The organism is Chitinophaga oryzae (assembly GCF_012516375.2).
GTDB classification, from domain to species: domain Bacteria; phylum Bacteroidota; class Bacteroidia; order Chitinophagales; family Chitinophagaceae; genus Chitinophaga; species Chitinophaga oryzae.
On sequence record NZ_CP051204.2, the window covers coordinates 639662 to 659131 of the forward strand.

A 19470-nucleotide genomic window follows, 5' to 3' on the forward strand; every position below is an offset into this window, starting at 1 on the left:
ATGGGTGAGAAACGGGACAATATCGACATCATTTCATTGCCAGCCTACGCGCAGGCTGATCCCAGCTTTGTAGTATCCAGCATTTGCGAGCTGGGAGAGCACTTTTTTGATCAGGCAGGCGTGCCCCACCGGCATGATTTCTACACCATCTACTGGATCAAGAAAGGCTCGCTGCTGCATACCATTGACACCGTTACGCACGAAGTAAAAAAGAACACCCTCTTTTTCCTGGCGCCCGGCCAGGTCCATAAGCTCCAGATGAGTGAAAGGATTGACGGCTATATGATCGCTTTCCAGGATGCCTTTATGTGTCTGAAAGACCAGACCCAGGTGTCCGGCATCAATTCCGGCCTTTTCTTCAATGACCAGTTCAGCAGCATTGTTACGCTGGACCAGGAGCAGTCGGCCGATATTGAATCTGTTGTCCGCCTGATGCTGAAGGAGCTCTCTACCCGCGAGCCGGAATATGAAACGGCACTGCACGGACTGCTGCGTTATTTCCTGGTGCTGGTGTCCCGTATTAAAGGCCGGAGCGTAGCTATTCCGGCGGAGCAACATGCGGTGCATAACAGCTCCATCTTCCTGAAATTTAAAAATCTGATCGAAGAAAAGTACCGGGAACTCAAGACTGTGTCCGATTACGCAGGTTTACTGCATATAAAACCTGTGCTGCTCAACGAAATCAGCAAACAATTGTCCGGAATTACCGCCGGAGAGCATATTCGTAACAGAGTCATCCTTGAAGCCCAGCGTTTTCTCTATAATACCGACCTTACAGCCAAAGAAATAGCCTATAAACTGGGATTTGACGACCCCCATTATTTCAGCCGCTTTTTTAAGAAGTATACCTCCCAGAGCCCTTCCGAGTTTAAGGAAGCCTCCCGCTCCGTTAGCCACCAGCCTTGATTTGATCCTTCCGGGTAAAAAAGTCCATCAAGGAAGGCGTTTTATCCATTCTATATAGGTGTTGTAACATGTATTTTTGTGTTGTCTTTTAAAGGAGGCAGTAATGAAAAACATAAAACATGTAAGTCAGATTTTAACAGCACCTGCTCCCCATATGGTGGGCGACGGATTCAGGGTCCATAGCGTACTGCCTGGCGGTACCCGTTCCCAGAACAACCCGGTCAGCCCTTTTATCCTGATGGACTATGGCGCGCCCAGTTATTTCCCGCCCACCAACAGACCGCGTGGCGTGGACCAGCACCCGCACAAAGGGTTTGAAACCGTTACCGTGGTATATCAGGGCGAACTGGAACACCGCGACTCTACCGGCAGTCATGGTAAACTGGCTCCCGGCGACGTACAGTGGATGACCGCCGCTTCCGGTATCGTGCACGAAGAAAAGCATGAAACGGAATTCAGTAAACGGGGTGGTAAAGTGGAGATGGCCCAGTTGTGGGTAAATCTTCCGAAAGCTTATAAAAACGGCAAACCCGGTTATCAGAATCTCACCAAAGCGGAAATACCCGTGGTGAAAGTCAGCGAAGAAGGATATATAAGAGTGATTGCAGGTGAATATAATGATGTCAAAGGCGCTGCCCAAACCTTCTCCCCTGTTAACGTACTGGATGTGCAGCTTAAAAAGGGCGATACCATAGAAGTGGCTTTCCCGGCGCATTTTAACACCATCGCGGTGGTGATGCAGGGTGAAGCGGACCTCAACGGAAGTGGGGCCAAGGGCGTGGAAACCGTTCTCTTTGAGCATGACGGTACCGATATCACTATCACCGCGCTTGCAGACACCAGCATGTTATTGTTGAGCGGCGAACCGATCAACGAACCGATTGTGGCGTATGGTCCTTTTGTGATGAACACACCGGAGGAAATCAACGAAGCCATCAACGATTACAACGCCGGTAAAATGGGCTTTCTGAATTAATCACGAACAATAAACATCTATTTATAAAAAACAACACAAAACATATTTGTATGACAACCTGGAAAATTGATCCCACCCATAGTGATGTACAGTTTAAAGTAAAACACCTGATGATCACTACCGTTACCGGCCAGTTCGGTATGTTCGACGCTACCATGCAAACAGAAGGTAACGATTTCAGCACTGCGAATATTTCTTTCAGCGCCGATATCAACAGTGTTACCACACAGAACGCACAACGTGACGAGCACCTGCTGGCAGCCGATTTTTTTGATGCCGCTCAGTATCCCAAACTGCAGTTCGTTTCCAAAGAAGTGAAAAAGATCGATGACGAGACCTATAAACTGATCGGTGATCTGACCATCCGTGATAATACCCGTCCGGTAGAACTGAAGGTGGAATTTGGCGGTGAAGTAGTGGACCCGTGGGGCCAAACCAAAGCAGGCTTTGAGTTGAGCGGTAAAATCAACCGTAAGGACTTCGGTCTTACTTTCCACGCCACCACAGAAACAGGCGGTGTGTTGCTGAGCGATGAAGTGAAACTGCTGGCCAGCGTACAAATGATCAAACAAGCATAAAAAGAACGACGATGGATATTATACAAAAACTGGAATGGCGTTATGCTGTGAAGAAGTTTGACCCGGCGAAGAAACTGACAGCCGCCCAGTTGGACAGGATGACCGCGGCCACCCGGTTGTCGGCCTCTTCTTACGGCCTGCAGCCTTATAAAGTGCTGATCGTTGAAAACCCTGCCATCAGGGAAAGACTGAAGGCGGCCTCCTGGAACCAGTCACAGATCACCGATGCCTCGCATCTGGTTGTGTTTGCCCGGGTGAGCGACCTGAACGAATCCCACGTAGACGATTATACGAACAATATAGCCGCTACGCGTAATATCAATCCGGAAGATCTTGCCGGTTTTGCCGGGGTGATGAAAGGCACGGTCAACAGGCTGGACGCAGCCAGTGCCGCCGTATGGACATCCAAACAGGCATACCTGGCGCTGGGCACCCTGCTGACGGCCGCCGCTGCCGAAGGTATCGACGCCTGCCCGATGGAAGGTTTCGATGCCGCTCAATACGACGAAATTTTAGGACTTAAGGATAAAGGACTGGCAACTGTAGTGATTGCGGCCATTGGTTTCAGAGCGGAAGACGATACGATGCAATATGCGAAGAAAGTGAGAAAACCAATCGCTGAATTAGTGGAAGTTATTTAACTGTGACAGACAGGATTACAGCTGATTCACCGGATGAACGAAGATCGAGAAGAAGAACCAGGAGAGATTGTCATAACCCGGCGGGAACCTGCCGGGTTATTTTTTTGATCATGATAATCCTGTTTATTTTTGTAATTTGAGGCCTCTACACAGATTAATCACCTCAAATTATTTAAAGTATAATAACATGAAAAGATTTGCAACTGCCAACTGGCAAGGCACAGGTAAAGAAGGTAAAGGTACCGTTACTTCCCAGTCAACCGTATTGAACAGTACCCAATACTCCTACAGCAGCCGTTTTGAGGAAGGCGTAGGCACCAATCCGGAGGAACTGATTGCCGCGGCTCATGCCGGTTGTTTCACTATGAAACTGAGCTTCGTGATCTCCGGCGCCGGTTTAACCCCGGGTAACATCGACACCAAATGCACCATCACCCTGGAAAACGGCGCTATTACCTCCAGCCACCTGGAAGTAAAAGCCAGCGTTCCCGGCCTGGATGCTGCCAAGTTCGCTGAAATGGCGGCAGATGCAAAAGCCAACTGCCCTATCAGCAAACTGCTGAACACCAACATCACCATGGATGCCGTACTGGTATAACCATTGTTCAATAGATTTTATGGGAAATGCAGCGGTTATCCGCTGCATTTTTTTTGTCCACGTTTTTCAACAGATCATCCATTTTAATCCCCTCCTTTAATCCCGACCTTTGTATTGTAAAAAAGGAGAACAATAGCTATGAAAAAGATTATACAACGTGCAGACGAGCGGGGATACGCCAATCATGGCTGGTTGAAAAGCCATCATTCTTTCAGCTTCGCCAATTATTATAACCCCGATAAAATTCATTTCGGCGCATTGCGTGTGCTGAACGACGACCAGGTGAAAGGCGGTATGGGCTTTGGCGCGCACCCGCACGACAATATGGAGATCGTTTCCATTGTGCTGGAGGGCAGCCTGGAGCACCGCGATAATACCGGCACCAGGGGCGTTATAAAGAAAAACGACGTACAGGTGATGAGTGCCGGCAGTGGTATCGTGCATTCCGAGTTCAATGCATCCAAAACAGAAGACGTAAGCTTCCTGCAGATATGGGTGTTCCCGAAAGAAAGGAATATAACACCGCGTTACGATCAACGCACTTTTGATCCTGCCGCCCGCCACAATGCACTGCAAGTGGTAGTAGCGCCGGACGGCCGGCAACAGGCGCTGCAGCTTCATCAGGATGCCTGGTTTTCTCTCGGTAATTTTGAAGCAGGGCAAAAAGTAGCACTGACACCGAAGCAGCCGGGTGCCGGCAGTTACCTCTTTCTCCTCAGCGGAGAGATAAAAGTAGCGGACGAAGTTTTGCAAACACGCGATGCGATTGGTTTGTCTGATTACGAAAAAGCAACCGTGGAAGTGTTGAAACCTGCAACGTTCCTGCTGATAGACGTACCGATGCTGAATTAATTTTCCGCCTCATGATATGAATATTATACACAAGAGACCGTCTTTCCGGCGGTCTCTTGTTTTTTATTTTTGTTAAACATCCAACCGGGGTTTGTATTCCCGGAACATACTTTTTATATTACCGGTCAACAGACGACTATCAAGATGTTATTAGCAACAGATTTAGACGGAACATTCCTGGCCGGCTCCGCGGCTGACAAAGAACAGTTATACGAGCTGGTCCGCAGCCGGGAAGACATTCAACTGGTGTTTGTAACGGGAAGGGGTATACGTAGTGTGCTGACTTTACTGGAAGATCCGTACCTCCCCCGTCCGGAATACATTATTTGTGATGTAGGCGCCACTGTAACGCACCTGGCTTCGCTGGTATCGGTAGAGCCTGTGCAGTCGGATATTGCCAGGCTGTGGCCGGGCGATCATGTACGGGAGCAGCTGAAGGCGGTAAAAGGCTTGCTGCATCAGGATGCGCATCAGCAGTACCGCTGCTCTTATTATTACGACGACGCCACGGATATTGACACTGCGCGTGAGATCGCGGAATCATTGCATTGCGACCTGGTGCTGTCTGCCGGAAAATACCTGGATATTCTTCCGCGCGGCGTCAACAAGGGGAATACGTTGCAGCAACTGTTAGGAGTGCTGTCGTTGCCGCATCATGAGGTGCTGGTAGCCGGCGATACGATGAATGATTTTTCCATGTATGAGATGGGATTCAAAGGCGTGGTCGTGGGCGGCGCTGAACCTGAACTGCTGACCCGTACTGCGGGCATGCGCAATGTGCTGCAAGCCGGCCGCATCGGTACGGGGGGCATTCTGGAGGCGATGGCGTGGTTCCCGGAATTCGGCAGATATTTATAAACAATACCGGAAGAACGGCAAAAGTTGTGAGGGAGGCATTGAAAAAGGTTGTAACTTAGAAGTGGATCTTTGTTAACAGTGGGGATATATACTGCTAAGTGGATATCGGAAAAACTGCTTGGGTAATGATGAATCATTATTGTTAATGGCTAAATCAATACACCATGGAAATTACAACACAGCCAACAGATCTGACAGAACAGATCAATTCCTGGAAAGAGGAAGTAAATGAAGTAAGAGAAGACGTAAAAATGATGCGGGAGCGCCTGGAACAAATAGCCCTCAGTTCCGCGCCCCGGGAAGTAATGACAAACGTTGAACGTTTTGAGAACCGTTTGTTACGGCAGCGGGAAGTTGCCGACGAAATGTACCACGATCTTAAACAATGCGCCAAAAAGCTCTCGGCCCAGTCAGCCACGGTTATCCACGACGACCGGCCCATCTGTGACTACGACACCATGTCCAACCGTATGGAGATTTTCCAGAAACTATTTATGGAGCTGAAAGCAGATTTCAACCATTTTATGGACAGTGAACTGTAGCCGGTATTATTCGATGTTTTTCACCTTGTGTTCAATCTTGTGAATGATTTCATCCAACTGCCGGGTGGACTGATGCAGCCATTCCATCAGCCGGGAGTTGAGATGCACGTCCTGGTTGCTTTTATCAAACAGGTTGGTGATACTAAGGATGGATACCACCGGCCTGCGTATTTCATGTGAGTTGATCCAGGCGATTTCCCTCAGGGTTTTATTCTGTTTTTCCAGGCGTACTGCCTGTTTTACGTACTGGTCGATATCCTGTACGATGCCTATCATGCGGGTGGGCTGGTCGTTTTCATAGATGATGAACGCCCGGTCCACCACGTATTTAAAGGTGCCGTCAGCGGAGCGGAAGCGGTATTGCTGTGACCAGGAACTGGTCCTGTTTTGCAGGCAGGTGTCGAGGGAGCTCATGACAACAGGACCGTCTGCCGGATGGATATTGGATTTCCACCATACAAACAGGTCGGTGTCCGGCTGGGTAGGATGTTGAAACATGCTTTCCAGACCGTGTTTCCAGAGCACCTCGTTAGTAATGAGATTACGGTCATAGAGGGCGTCGTTGGTGGCCTGTGCCAGCAGTTCATACCGGACACCCAGCTGATGCGCTTCTTTGGCGGCCCGCACTTGTTCATCCACATCTTTTGCCATGATAAAGCGGGCTTCTTTGCCTTCGTAGAAAGCGGAGTGCGCGTAGATCTCCACGAAGAAGTTCTCACCGCTTTTGCGGCGGTGTTTCCAGATGCCCCGGTATTCTGTGCCGTTGCAGCGCTCCCGGACATTGTCCATCAACGCGTCGAGCTCTTCGTTTTCCCGTATGTCTTTGATGGTAAGGGCGAGGAATTCATGGCGTGTATAGCCGTATTTTTTACAGGCTGCTTCGTTTACGAACAGGAAACGGAGGGTGTCCTTTTCGTAGATCCACATAGGGATGGGGTGATTGATATACAGGTTTTCGAACTGTGATACCGGTTGTTTACGTATAAGCGTGGCGGTTAACAGCACAAATGCGCTGCACAGTACAATTTCATTGAGGATAAGCCAGGTTTTTTGAGTGGATGATTCGCTTCCGGTAAGGAGATAACCATTGATAACAATGATTACAAAAAGCAAACACAAACCTGCCATCTTAATCGGGGAGCGTTGCATTTCTCGAATTTGCTAAAATTTAATGAAAATAGTCGCATGTAAAAAATAATAATCAGAGTGATATGATTAATAAAACTATTTACATTTTGATTAACTATAATTCGATGTCGACTTTTTCACTGGCGGGGTAGCCCACGCAAGTGAGGATAAGTCCTTCAGCCAGTTCTTTATCGGTCAGCACTTCATTGACGGACATCCAGACCTTCCCGCCGGTGCATTGGGCGGTGCAGGAGCCGCATACGCCGCCCTTGCAGCTGTAAGGCAGCGGCACGTCGTGTTCCAGCGCGTAGCTGAGGATGGTTTGATTAGCAGGCACTGCCAGCGTATAGGTTTCGTTGCGCAGCAGGATGTTCACTTCCCGGGGTGTGTTGTCTGTGGGAATAGTGGTCCTGGCCAGTTTGGCTTCGGTGGTGATGACGAAATTTTCTTTATGCAGCTGGGCGTCTTTAAAGCCCATAAAATGCAGTGTAAGCAGCACCATGCGCATATATTCCGGGGGGCCGCAAAGGAAGAACTGTGTGGCGTCTTTATGATACAGCAGGTGTTCGTTGACCAGCAGTTCCAGCAGGATATTATTCAGCCGGCGGTAGGCATGGTGGCTGTCGGGGTCGTTGCTGAAAAGGAAGAGGACCCTGAGGCGGGGATGTTGTTGTTCCAGCGTCCGCAGCTGCTCGTAGAAAATAGTCCTTTCCGGTGAGCTGTTGCTGTAGATGAGCGTAATCTCAGCGGCTGGTTCATCCCTCAGCATTTGTTTCAGCAGGGAGAATACCGGCGTGATGCCGCTGCCTGCGGCGAGGAGGAAGATATCTCGTTTTTCCGGTGAGGGTTCGAAGGTGAATCTGCCGGAGGGTTCTACGGCCGTTATAATATCGCCGGTTTTCCAGGTACGCAGCAGGTGGCGGGATATCTCCCCGTTTTCTTTTTCGCGGATGGTGACAGCCATGAGCGGGTCGATGCCGGGGGTAGAGCTGAAGGAATAAGAACGGCGATGCTCTTTGTCTCCGAGTGGGATGATGAACGTAAGGAATTGTCCGGCCTGATACGCTACAGGTTCCGGGACGGTGTTTTCGAGGTAGTAGGTGTTGGTGCCGGGTGTTTCTTTCTTTATATCGACAATCCTTAGTTGCAAATACATTTCACAAAATTACGAATTACGAATTACGAATTGAGGGCCTTTTTATGAAAGGTTAATGAATAACCGCTCTATAAGAAAGCCCTCAATTCGTAATTCGTAATTCGTAATCCGTAATTATATAGTGACGGTGATTTTTTCCCCCAGCATTTCCCGGGTGGCCTGGGCGATGCCGGCGGGATCGTAGCCGCATTCGCGGTACAGTTCTTCCGGTTTGCCGTGTTCCACGATTCTGTCGGGGATGCCGAGCATTTTCACCTGTGCGTGGTAGTTATGTTTTGACATGAATTCCACTACAGCGCTGCCTACGCCGCCGATGATGGCGCCGTCTTCCACGGTGATCACTTTGCTGAAGTTGCGGAACACCTCGTGCAGCATTGCTTCATCCAGTGGTTTCACGAAACGGAGATCGTAGTGGGCGGGCTGCAGTCCGTCGCTGATCAGCTCTTTGCAGGCTTCTGTTACGAAGTTGCCTACATGACCGAAGGACAGGATGGCCACTTCTTTACCGTCGCGGACTTTGCGGCCGGTGCCGGCTTTGATGGCTTTGAAAGGAGTGCGCCATTCGGGCATTACGCCTTGTCCGCGTGGATAGCGGATCACGTACGGATGGGTATTTTCTTCCAGTTGGGCGCTGTACATCAGGTTACGCAGCTCTTCTTCGTTCATGGGAGCGCTGATGATCACGTTGGGGATACTGCGCATGTAGGCAATATCGTAGGCGCCGTGGTGGGTGGGACCGTCTTCTCCTACCAGGCCTGCCCTGTCGAGGCAGAAGATCACCGGCAGATGCTGGATGGCCACGTCATGTACGGCCTGATCGAAAGCACGCTGGAAGAAAGAGGAGTAAATGTTACAGAACACGCGCATGCCTTGTGTAGCCATACCGGCGGAGAGGGTAACGGCGTGTTGTTCGCAGATACCTACGTCGAAGGCGCGGCCGGGCATTTTCTCCATCATGAATTTGAGGGAGGAGCCGGAAGGCATGGCAGGTGTGATACCGATGATTTTATCGTTTTTCTCTGCCAGTTCGATGATAGTATGGCCAAAAACGTCCTGGTATTTGGGTGGTTGTGGCCTGTCGACCGGTTTTTTAAAGATTTCGCCGGTGATTTTATCGAAGAGGCCCGGTGCATGCCAGGTGGTCTGGTCCTTTTCTGCGAGGGCATAGCCTTTACCTTTGGTGGTAACGATATGCAGCAGTTTAGGGCCGGGAATATCCTTCAGGTCCTGGAGCGTATCGGTCAGTTTAGTGATGTTATGGCCATCGATCGGACCGAAGTATCGCAGCTGGAGTGATTCAAAGAGGTTGCTGGATTTGGATACCACGCCTTTGAGGGAAGCTTCCAGTTTGGAGGCCATTTCGCGGGTGAAGCGTTTGCCTACCGGCAGTTTGCCGAGCAGGTGCCATACATCGTCCCGTAATTTGTTGTAGGTGGGAGATGTGGTGATGTCTGTCAGGTATTCTTTGAGTGCGCCCACATTGGGGTCAATGGACATGCAGTTATCGTTGAGGATAATGAGCACGTTGGCATTGGCCACGCCGGCGTGGTTGAGCGCTTCGAACGCCATACCGGCCGTCATGGCGCCATCGCCGATAACGGCAATGTGCTGGCGGTCCGGCTCTCCTTTGTAGTGGGAGGCCATGGCCATGCCCAATGCGGCGGAGATGGAGGTGGAAGAGTGTCCTACGCCGAAAGTATCGTATTCGCTTTCGTCTCTTTTGGGAAACCCGCTGAGGCCTTTGTATTTCCGGTTGGTCGGAAAGGCATCGCGCCGGCCGGTAAGAATTTTATGTCCATAAGCCTGGTGCCCTACGTCCCACACAAGTTGGTCATAAGGAGTATTGAAGACATAGTGGAGGGCTACTGAGAGCTCCACCACACCCAGGCTGGCGGCAAAGTGGCCGCCATGTACACTTACTACGTCAATAATGTACTGACGCAGTTCCTCGCACACCTGATGCAGCTGATCTTTACTCAGCTTTCTCAAATCCGCTGGGGAGTTTATCTGGCTTAAAAGTGAACCGGCCGTGATATTCATATTCTTTGATGGTTCAGGGTTTAATTAAAAACAAAACTACTAAAAAATAAGTGTTATCTGACGACATTTGGCGGGAAAAACGCCGTAATTCCTGTTAATCCGCCATTCGGTACGATGGATTCGCCATTTACCGGTTCTGATTCGCCATTTATAACATTTAGGTTCCCGTGGGGAGGGCCTTAAGGTATTTTTGGTAAACTGGGGAAGTTTACTAATTTGAATGAATGCTTAAACAAGTATCCAAATATTGGTGGGGGCAATTGTTGGGATGGTCGGTGTATTTTCTGGTCACATTATTCTTCAACTTCACTTTGAAAAAGGCAGATCTGTCTGTCGTGACAGTCTATCTGATCATTTTTATCATTTCCGGTATTGCTGCTACCCATCTGTTCCGGACCCTCCTGAACAAGCTCAAGGGATGGGAAAGCTACAGCTTTGAAAGACAATTGGTTATCTTCCTGTTATTGGTTATCTGTACCAACCTTACCTGGTATTTTGGCAATAACCTGCTGGTGGATTACCTGGGAGGAAACCTGCCCAAAGGCGGGAATTTCTTTATGACGCTGGTAGAAAGAGGGTATCTGTCATCCTTTGCCATCTCTTTTATCTGGTGGGTGATTTATTTCGTCTGGCATTATGTGGACAGGACCCGGACGGCGCAGGTAGACCGGCTGAAGCTGGAGGCCACGGTGAAGGAACTGGAGCTGAAAACCATTAAAGCACAGCTGAATCCTCATTTTATCTTTAATGCGCTGAACAGCATCCGGGCTTTGGTGGATGAAAATCCGCAACGGGCCAGAACGGCGATCACAGAATTGTCCAACATTCTGCGCAGTTCCATGGCGATAGAAAAGGTAGAGACCGTTAGCCTGGAGAATGAATTAAACATTGTAAAAGATTACCTTGCACTGGAGCACATCCGTTTTGAGGAGCGGTTACAGGTACGGTATGAGATAGATCCTGATACACTGGAGCTGCAGGTGCCGCCCATGATGTTGCAGACACTGGTGGAAAACGCCATTAAACATGGTATTTCCCGGATGGTCAGCGGCGGGTCGGTATTTATAGCTTCGCGGCTGAAGGGCATGGAACATGAAATAACCATCGAAAATACGGGGCAACTGGTAGAAAAGAACCTGTTGAACGGCCATGGTTTTGGATTGGAGAGCACCCGGCAACGGCTGAGCCTTTTGTTCGGAAACAGGGCTACCTTTGATATCAGAAATAAAGACGAGGCAACGGTGGAAGCCAGGGTGGTGATGCCGTTACTCTGATGCACTTGTTATTCGGAAACCGCTATAGCAGGGCATTTTGCCTGGCTATGGCTTTAAATGTTTAAAAAATATTTGTCATCAACCAAACTTCATATTGCCAATGAAAAAAGCATTGATAATAGATGATGAACGCCTGGCCAGGAGTGAACTGAAAAAACTGCTGGCAGACCATCCGGAAATAGTGGTGGTAGGTGAAGCAGTGAACGCGAAGGATGGTATCGAGAAGATAGAGAACCTGCATCCCGACCTGCTGTTTCTGGATATCCAGATGCCCGATAAAACGGGTTTTGATTTACTGGCCGAGCTGGAGAAATCACCACAGGTGATTTTTACGACTGCATATGACGAATATGCGCTGAAGGCGTTTGAGTACAATGCGCTGGATTATTTGCTGAAACCGGTGGAGCCCAAGCGGTTGGCGGACGCCATTCACAAGCTGCATCAGCAGGACGAAAAAGACCGGCTGGCTGCTTCGGGGGGCATACGCACCCTGTTGTCTGAAAATGACCAGGTGTTTGTGAAAGACGGCGACCGCTGCTGGTTTGTAAAATTGCAGGAGATCCGGTTGTTTGAGAGCGTGGGCAACTATGCGCGGGTGTATTTCGAGACCAATAAACCGTTGATTCTGAAGTCGTTGAATGCGCTGGAAGAGCGGCTGGACGAGCGGGTGTTTTTCCGGGCCAACCGTAAACACATCGTCAATCTGCGGATGATCGAAAAAATCGATACTTACTTCAATGGCGGGCTGCTGCTGGAGATGAAGGGAGGCGAAAAAATCGAGGTGAGCCGCCGTCAGGCCGTTAAGTTCAAGGAGATGATGAGCCTGTAATATTTAGGAATTTTTTGATTTACGATTTTTTGATTTCGTTTGATATTGGACAAAGAAGAAGACCGAAGCAGCTTTTATGGCCCGCTTCGGTCTTCTTCTTTATTTTAATTTGTTTTGAATCTTCACTAAGAGGAACAAAATCAAAAAAATCGTAAATCAAAAAATCCCTAAATGGTGATGGGGGCGGTAGAATGCACCGCGTCTGCCAGTTCCTTGATAAGGGAGAGATCGTTTTCGATGGCGTTGCCTACTACGATGATATCGGCGCCGGCTTTGCAGTTGCGGTAAGCTTTTTCCGCATCGCGGATGCCGCCGCCAACGATGATGGGTACTTCCACCTGGCTGGCCACGCGGCTGATCATGGTTTCTGTAATCGGGTTACGGGCGCCGCTGCCGGCGTCCATATAGATCACTTTCATGCCCAGCATCTCCCCTGCCATAGCGGTGCACATAGCGATGTCCGCTTTGTCGGCGGGTATGGGGGTGGCATTGCTGATGTAGGAAACGGTAGTGGGGCACCTCCGTCAATAACCATATAGCCGGTGGAAATCACTTCCAGCTGGCTTTTTTTAACGGCAGCAGCAGATACTACGTGCTGACCGATCAACAATTCAGGGTTTCTGCCTGAAATCATGGAAAGATAAAGGAGTGCGTCTGCATATCTCGAAACCTGCGAAGGGCTTCCTGGAAATAAAATAACAGGAATATCGCAGCTGGCTTTCAATTGTTGCACGCATTCATCCAGATGATTGGTGATGACCAGACTGCCGCCAAGGAAGATATAATCTACTTTGGCAGCGGTGCATTTTGCCGCAAGTTCAATGATACCAGCAGGGGTCACCTTATCCGGATCAATTAAAACCGCGAATGCCTTTTCTTTCCTAGCCTTTCTTTCGATGAACGAAGTGTATATTTTATTGTACATCAATAGCGCATTGTTCCGGTTGTCGCAAATGTATAATATTTTTATTAATAACCCACAATGCTAAATAAATATGCATGTAATTCATTTTCTATTCATGAACTTCATGATACCTACGGCATTACAAGGCGCATCCACACAGGTAAATTTTCAGTAACGACAAATTTTAAGCCGGATTTTATGTTATAGTCTGGTGTATAACAATCCTGACCGGAAAGTGTTGATACAATTATCCACAAGTTGTGCAAAATAATCCGGCTGTCCGAGGCATTTAAAAACTAATTTTAGAATACCCCCCTTTCATATATTCTTTTAATCCTGGAAAAATTTTGGGTATGAAAAATCCAGCAAGCAGCAAGCCTGGCATGGCCTTCTCCCGGTTCTTTACCAAAGAAGGGATGCATCCGTATGAACAGTTTGAGTATGACCTCCGCTCTTCGGTGATCCGTAACCCCGGTGGTGATGTGGTATTTGAAATGAACAATGTAGAAGTGCCCCGCGGGTGGTCGCAGATTGCGACAGACATCCTGGCACAAAAGTATTTCCGTAAGGCAGGCGTACCACAGGAAGATGGCAGCCTGGGCCGTGAAACATCGGTGAAGCAGGTGGTACACCGTATGGCTAATTGCTGGCGCGTCTGGGGAGAGCGTTATGGTTACTTCGCTTCGGAAGCAGCTGCGCAGATATTTTATGATGAGCTGGTATACAGCATGCTGAACCAGGCCTGCGTGCCTAATTCCCCTCAATGGTTCAATTCCGGCCTGTACGAGAGTTATGGCATCAAAGGCAAACCGCAGGGACATTATTATGTGGAGCAGCATACAGGTCAGCTGGAAAAATCGACATCCGCCTATGAGCGGCCCCAGCCCCATGCCTGTTTTATTCTCAGTGTAGAAGACGACCTGGTAGGTGATGGCGGTATTATGGACCTCTGGATGCGGGAAGCCCGCATTTTCAAATACGGTTCCGGTGTAGGCACCAATTTTTCGCATATCCGGGGGAAGGTGAAAAACTGAGTGGCGGCGGCACTTCCAGCGGCCTGATGAGTTTTCTGAAGATCGGCGACCGGGCGGCCGGCGCCATCAAGTCGGGCGGTACCACCCGCCGTGCAGCCAAAATGGTATGCCTGGACCTGGACCACCCGGAGGTGCTGGACTTTATTAACTGGAAGGTGGAAGAAGAGAAAAAGGTGGCAGCACTGATTGCTGCGGGTTATTCTTCCGATTATGAAGGTGAGGCTTACCGGACCGTATCCGGCCAGAACTCCAATAATTCCGTTCGTATCCCCAACAGCTTTTTCCGGCAGCTGGCCGTTGAGGGCGACTGGGACCTGATAGCCCGTACGACCGGTAAAGCAGTGAAGACAGTCAAAGCGCGGGAGCTGTGGGACCAGATCGCCTATGCCGCCTGGCGTTGCGCAGATCCGGGTACCCAGTACGATACCACTATCAATGAATGGCATACCTGTCCGAAGGGAGGCCGTATCAACGCTTCCAACCCCTGTTCCGAGTACATGTTCCTGGACAATACCGCCTGTAACCTGGCATCGGTGAACCTGCGGCGTTTTTTTGACGAAGAAAAAAGCCTGTTTGATGTACCGGGGTTTGAATACACCGTGCGGCTGTGGACCACAGTGCTGGAGATTTCCGTACTGATGGCGCAGTTCCCCTCTAAAGAAGTAGCGCAGCTCAGTTACGACTATCGTACGCTGGGGCTGGGCTATGCCAATCTTGGCTCTATGCTGATGGTGAGCGGGATTGCTTATGACAGCGAAGAAGCGCGGGGCATTGCCGGCGCTATCACGGCTATTATGACCGGCGTGGCTTACCAGACATCCGCGGAACTGGCGTCCCATCTCGGAGCGTTTCCGCGGTATGCAGAAAACAGGGAAGACATGCTGCGCGTAATGCGTAATCACCGGGCGGCCGCTTACGATGCCGCCGAAGCGTATGAAGGACTCGAAATTTCACCGCGCGGCATCAATGCGCGTTATTGTCCTGATTACCTGCTGAAAGCCGCCACAAGAGCCTGGGACGAAGCGGTGCAGGCTGGTGAGAAACATGGTTACAGGAATGCACAAACGACGGTGATTGCACCGACCGGCACTATCGGGTTGGTGATGGACTGTGATACGACGGGCGTGGAGCCTGATTTTGCGCTGGTAAAGTTCAAAAAGTTGTCCGGCGGCGGATATTTCAAGATCATCAATCAGTCTATTCCCACCGCTCTGCAGCATATGGGTTATCAGGCGCATGAGATCAAAGCGATCGTGGATTATGCGAAGGGTACCGGTTCCTTTGCCGGCGCGCCTTACATCAATTATCAGTCGCTCAGTGAAAAAGGTTTCATCGCCGAAGAGCTGAAAAAGCTGGATGCTGCGGTGGTGTCTTCTTTCGACATCTCTTTCGTGTTCAACGTATATACGCTCGGAGAGGCTTGTCTGCAAAGGCTGGGCTTTGTACCGGAGCAATATTTTAATCTCGATTTCAGCCTGCTGCATGCGCTTGGGTTCCAGGATGCAGAGATAGAAGCGGCCAATGACTATGTGTGTGGCACTATGACGGTAGAAGGGGCTCCTTACCTTCAGGAAGCGCATCTGCCGGTGTTCGATTGTGCGAATAAGTGTGGCCGGCATGGGCAGCGGTATATTCATCCGCACGGCCATATCAGGATGATGGCGGCCGCGCAGCCTTTCATTTCCGGGGCGATTTCAAAAACCATTAACCTGCCGCATGAAGCGGAAGTACATGAAATAGCAGATGCCTATATGCTGAGTTGGGAGCTGGGGCTCAAGGCCTGTGCGCTTTACCGCGACGGCAGCAAGCTTAGTCAGCCGCTGAGCAACAAGAGTGAGAAGAAGAAAAAAGCAGATGCTGCGCCGGCGATAACAGCCGCCGCTGTTCAGCTGCCTGACCTGGAGCAGGCCACCATCGATGAGTTGCTGGAGGAAGTTAACCGGCGAATGATGGCCAGCAAGGATACGACCTTAAAGCGGCAGTTGTCCCGCATTGTGGAGCGCAAAACATTGCCATCGAAGCGGGGTGGCTTCACACAGAAAGCGAAAGTAGGCGGACAGGCTATTTTCCTGCGTACCGGCGAATACAATGATGGTACACTGGGAGAGATATTCATTGATCTCGCCAAAGAAGGATCTACTTTGCGGAGTATGATGAACTGCTTTGCCATAGCTGTTTCTGTGGGCTTGCAATACGGTGTTCCGCTGGAGGAATTTGTGGACAAGTTCGTGTTTACGCGGTTTGAGCCTGCCGGTATGGTAGACCACGCGAATATTAAGTCAGCCACTTCGCTGGTAGATTATGTTTTCCGGGTATTGGGATATGAATACCTGGGACGTACAGACCTGGTGCATGTGCTGGACGTGCCGGGTAATACAGGTGAAGAGGATGAAGATGAGCCGGGAGAATCGCCATCGTTATCCGGTATGCGCGTAACCGTTGGCAGCGGGCAGCCGGCCAATACCTCCAAAACGCCCAGGCAGCAAGTGGTTGCGGCGCATCAGAGTGAAAGCAGCACACAGGATTATCTGCGCAGCATGCAGCGGGATGCCCCTGCCTGTAACGTTTGCGGGCATATTACTGTACGGTCAGGCACATGTTACAAATGCCTGAATTGCGGTAACAGCATGGGTTGTAGCTGATTTGATGTTGCAACTCTTGTTAACGAGATGTTATTGTGCCTTTAAAATTTCAAAGAAAAATAACATGCACTTATCTTTGTATTCAAATAGGGTTTTCATAGGATAGTAACAAATTGAGGGCGCTTTTCTAGGCGCCCTTACTTTTTTTTAAAACCCTGGTTTTAGGCACCTTTTACCGGTTACTTTCTCTTCACTCCTCCCGACACAGGGAAATTTCATATTTTATTTTATCTAATTTAAAGGCCATTATTTTTCATTTCTGAGATTTTTCGATCTCATATTAAAAATTATTTAATTTTTAGACTTGTCCTTCCATCACCATATAATTTTATTATATTTGTTATTGTATTAATTTTTATTATGGTTACTGTCCTATGAAAAACCAAATATTCCTACACCGCATGATTCATCATGCACTGTAAATGACTCTCGAAAGCAATGGTTCGTCCATTGCTTTTGTTTTTTCAGGGATACGTGGTTATACGTATTTTTTTTCAGGGTTAGAAATCTCGGAATATAATTGTATTTTTAAGACTCGAAAAATTGGATGCCTTATGACAAAGCTGTTGTTCATGCTGTTGGTAGTTTTGGCCACAGCCACATCAGCAAATGCCAACACTGGTAACGGGAATGGTAATGGAGACAATACCAGCACCGGTTTCAAGAACGGGGACAAAGACAAGGAAAAGGACAACAACGGCGATAAAAACGGTGATAACAACGATAACCGTAATACTGCCAAAAACAACGACAAATCCAAGCCTGTAAGGGTAGAAGACTTTGTGTTATTATTCCCCCGGGTAGAGACAACGGAGAAAGTAGATGAAGCGGAGTTGGAAAAAGCTATTGTGGACCTATACAAATGGTATTTACAAAACGAAACTAAAATAAACACCAACGACTTCCTGAAAGGAAGTGGTAAGGAGCCCGCGTTCCCTTTTAAAGTGGACCCGAAGACCTTGCAACAATATTTCCTTTTCATCAAGAAGAACTTTCCGGGCTTCAATGAAGAGTATCTTTCCACGCTGAAGCGTAACCGTAAGAAAGAAGCACCTGTTACTGTACGTGATGAAATGGATAATCCTATGTCGATTTCCGTAAACAGATAAAAATCGTTTTGCCAGGCGCCTGATGCAGTTAGAGTTTAGTTATAACAAGGGAGATGTGTTACACGCATTACGCTATCATTTTCTGCACCGGGGAGAAATCAAGGTGTTCCGCAACACCCTCGTTATTCTCCTGCTGGCTACTGTAGCCGGATATATGTTCAACCTGGTCACGCCTGGCGCTCTTTCAGGGATTACCATCATGGTAGTTCTGCTGGGACTTGTTTTCTGGTACCTCCTCCCCATTTCTATCTATAATAAAGCCGCTACCTTCAAGGATGATATTCATCTCCGCTATTCCGAAGACGGCATCCGGATATCCACCCGTTCCAGCGACCATGAACGCGCTATCAGCTGGCATCATTTCACCAAAGTGGTGGAAACCAAAAAATTTTTCTTCCTCTACCGCGATAAAAAGACCTTTTTCCTGATCCCCATCAGCGCCTTTAAAACGGAAGACGCCTACCAGGGATTTAAGAATATGTCAGCAACTGTGAATGCATGATTATCACTGATTTACCTGATTTTTGAAGATCAGTTTATTGCCATTCCTCCCATATTTTTCCTGATTTTTCTATGGCTTCATCATCGGCCATAATATTATATATTATACTATATATAATATGGCATAATACAATATCAGGTAAATCATTGATAATCAAGTATTCACAGTTACAGGTTATGGAAAACCGCGAAGTGCAGGATATGGTTCATACTCCGCGCGCCATTTCCGCCCTGCACAAACTGGTTCATATAGCCGATATCGGCTTTCAGGGAGCCGCTGAACTTGTACCCAAAGGCAGCCAGAAAACGGTTTTGATCATAGAAAAGATCACTGATATCATTTCCCCACAGGTTCAGGAATATTTCATCCTGCAGAGCCACATAATAACGGGTGGATTGCTGTTTGTGCCGGATATTGAGTTGGGTCCGGTTAAAATAGCGGAGGCGGTTGCCGTATTTCCAGTCGCCGATGGCAGCATGGGCGCCGGGACTATTGGGTTGGGCCACCCAGCGTTGCTCGAGCCGGAAACGGTGCGTCATATCGATTTTGGGCGCTTTGTAGATATATTGCTCAAAAATCCGGTGTTCCGGCAGCCAGGTATTGCTGATATTGTTATAGGTAGGTACGAAAGCATATCCGAGTAATACCTGGTGTTGCGGTGTAATAGTGTATTGCAGCCCTCCCCTCATCAGCAGTTGCCCTTTGTTGCTGATGCCATCACGGATACGTCCCTGTATATCGAAGGGAACAGCCCAGCGCTGATTGATTTTTACATTCCCAAAATAAGTGTACCAGTGTTGATAGGCATGCGTGGTTTCTTGGGCTGCGGCATAGCGTGACAACGCCAGTACAGCCAGTAATAACAGTACATTCTTCATAAAATCGCTTAAAACTTACTATA

The 19470-nt window shown here is 48.8% G+C and carries 18 protein-coding genes and 1 pseudogene; 13 read left to right on the forward strand and 6 right to left on the reverse strand.

Features of this window, described 5'->3' with window-relative positions; genetic code table 11:
* The 8 genes from HF324_RS02650 (at window position 1) to HF324_RS02685 (ending at window position 5951) form a co-directional block, all read left to right on the forward strand.
* The gene (locus tag HF324_RS02650) at window positions 1-906 is read left to right on the forward strand and encodes a helix-turn-helix domain-containing protein (RefSeq protein WP_168809239.1); all 906 of its coding nucleotides are present in this window, start codon (window positions 1-3) and stop codon (window positions 904-906) included.
* A gap of 103 nt (window positions 907-1009) precedes the next feature.
* Window positions 1010-1882, forward strand: a complete 873-nt coding sequence (locus HF324_RS02655; protein WP_168861872.1) for a pirin family protein — start codon at window positions 1010-1012, stop codon at window positions 1880-1882.
* A 50-nt stretch (window positions 1883-1932) separates the two neighbouring features.
* On the forward strand, window positions 1933-2460 hold the full coding sequence (locus HF324_RS02660; RefSeq protein ID WP_168861873.1) for a YceI family protein: 528 nt from the start codon (window positions 1933-1935) through the stop codon (window positions 2458-2460).
* 11 nt (window positions 2461-2471) lie between these two features.
* Window positions 2472-3101 carry an NAD(P)H-dependent oxidoreductase gene (locus tag HF324_RS02665; RefSeq protein ID WP_168809243.1) on the forward strand — a complete coding sequence of 210 codons (630 nt, stop codon included), beginning with the start codon at window positions 2472-2474 and terminating at the stop codon, window positions 3099-3101.
* A gap of 187 nt (window positions 3102-3288) precedes the next feature.
* Entirely contained in the window at window positions 3289-3699 is a 411-nt protein-coding gene (locus tag HF324_RS02670; RefSeq protein ID WP_168809245.1) for an OsmC family protein, read from the forward strand.
* A gap of 138 nt (window positions 3700-3837) precedes the next feature.
* Window positions 3838-4551: a pirin family protein gene (locus tag HF324_RS02675; RefSeq protein WP_168861874.1), complete on the forward strand. Its 714-nt coding sequence runs from the start codon at window positions 3838-3840 to the stop codon at window positions 4549-4551.
* Between the two features lie 144 nt (window positions 4552-4695).
* Window positions 4696-5409: an HAD-IIB family hydrolase gene (locus HF324_RS02680; protein ID WP_168809249.1), complete on the forward strand. Its 714-nt coding sequence runs from the start codon at window positions 4696-4698 to the stop codon at window positions 5407-5409.
* Between the two features lie 164 nt (window positions 5410-5573).
* Entirely contained in the window at window positions 5574-5951 is a 378-nt protein-coding gene (locus HF324_RS02685; protein WP_168809251.1) for a hypothetical protein, read from the forward strand.
* Between the two features lie 6 nt (window positions 5952-5957).
* Here HF324_RS02685 and HF324_RS02690 read toward each other — a convergent pair whose 3' ends face one another.
* The 3 genes from HF324_RS02690 to dxs all read right to left on the reverse strand — a co-directional run bounded on the left by HF324_RS02690 (window position 5958) and on the right by dxs (window position 10224).
* Complete coding sequence (locus HF324_RS02690) at window positions 5958-7100, reverse strand: PAS domain-containing protein (RefSeq protein ID WP_168809253.1); 1143 nt, start codon at window positions 7098-7100, stop codon at window positions 5958-5960.
* 94 nt (window positions 7101-7194) lie between these two features.
* The gene (locus tag HF324_RS02695) at window positions 7195-8235 is read right to left on the reverse strand and encodes a ferredoxin--NADP reductase (RefSeq protein WP_168809255.1); all 1041 of its coding nucleotides are present in this window, start codon (window positions 8233-8235) and stop codon (window positions 7195-7197) included.
* A 114-nt stretch (window positions 8236-8349) separates the two neighbouring features.
* On the reverse strand, window positions 8350-10224 hold the full coding sequence (gene dxs, locus HF324_RS02700) for a 1-deoxy-D-xylulose-5-phosphate synthase (RefSeq protein WP_246269390.1): 1875 nt from the start codon (window positions 10222-10224) through the stop codon (window positions 8350-8352).
* Window positions 10225-10499: 275 nt separating this feature from the next.
* Here dxs and HF324_RS02705 point away from each other — a divergent pair, with 275 nt between their 5' ends.
* Entirely contained in the window at window positions 10500-11549 is a 1050-nt protein-coding gene (locus HF324_RS02705; protein ID WP_168809259.1) for a sensor histidine kinase, read from the forward strand.
* Between the two features lie 100 nt (window positions 11550-11649).
* Window positions 11650-12378 (forward strand): LytR/AlgR family response regulator transcription factor, encoded by a 729-nt coding sequence (locus HF324_RS02710; protein ID WP_078669288.1) that lies wholly within the window; start codon window positions 11650-11652, stop codon window positions 12376-12378.
* A gap of 167 nt (window positions 12379-12545) precedes the next feature.
* On the opposite strand, the gene HF324_RS33520 is transcribed toward HF324_RS02710, so the two are convergent.
* Both HF324_RS33520 and HF324_RS02715 read right to left on the reverse strand, forming a co-directional pair.
* Window positions 12546-12830: a geranylgeranylglyceryl/heptaprenylglyceryl phosphate synthase gene (locus tag HF324_RS33520; RefSeq protein WP_258539408.1), complete on the reverse strand. Its 285-nt coding sequence runs from the start codon at window positions 12828-12830 to the stop codon at window positions 12546-12548.
* On the reverse strand, window positions 12794-13303 hold the full coding sequence (locus tag HF324_RS02715; protein WP_258539409.1) for a geranylgeranylglyceryl/heptaprenylglyceryl phosphate synthase: 510 nt from the start codon (window positions 13301-13303) through the stop codon (window positions 12794-12796). The genes HF324_RS33520 and HF324_RS02715 overlap by 37 nt, the downstream gene beginning before the upstream one ends.
* Before the next feature lie 332 nt (window positions 13304-13635).
* Here HF324_RS02715 and HF324_RS33835 point away from each other — a divergent pair.
* The 3 genes and pseudogenes from HF324_RS33835 (at window position 13636) to HF324_RS02730 (ending at window position 18569) form a co-directional block, all read left to right on the forward strand.
* Window positions 13636-16958: pseudogene (locus HF324_RS33835) on the forward strand (vitamin B12-dependent ribonucleotide reductase).
* A 554-nt stretch (window positions 16959-17512) separates the two neighbouring features.
* Window positions 17513-18067, forward strand: coding sequence for a hypothetical protein (locus HF324_RS02725; RefSeq protein WP_168809265.1), 555 nt, complete (start codon window positions 17513-17515; stop codon window positions 18065-18067).
* Between the two features lie 55 nt (window positions 18068-18122).
* On the forward strand, window positions 18123-18569 hold the full coding sequence (locus tag HF324_RS02730; RefSeq protein ID WP_168809267.1) for a YcxB family protein: 447 nt from the start codon (window positions 18123-18125) through the stop codon (window positions 18567-18569).
* Window positions 18570-18736: 167 nt separating this feature from the next.
* On the opposite strand, the gene HF324_RS02735 is transcribed toward HF324_RS02730, so the two are convergent.
* Complete coding sequence (locus tag HF324_RS02735; protein ID WP_168809269.1) at window positions 18737-19447, reverse strand: DUF2490 domain-containing protein; 711 nt, start codon at window positions 19445-19447, stop codon at window positions 18737-18739.
* Window positions 19448-19470 lie beyond the last annotated feature (23 nt).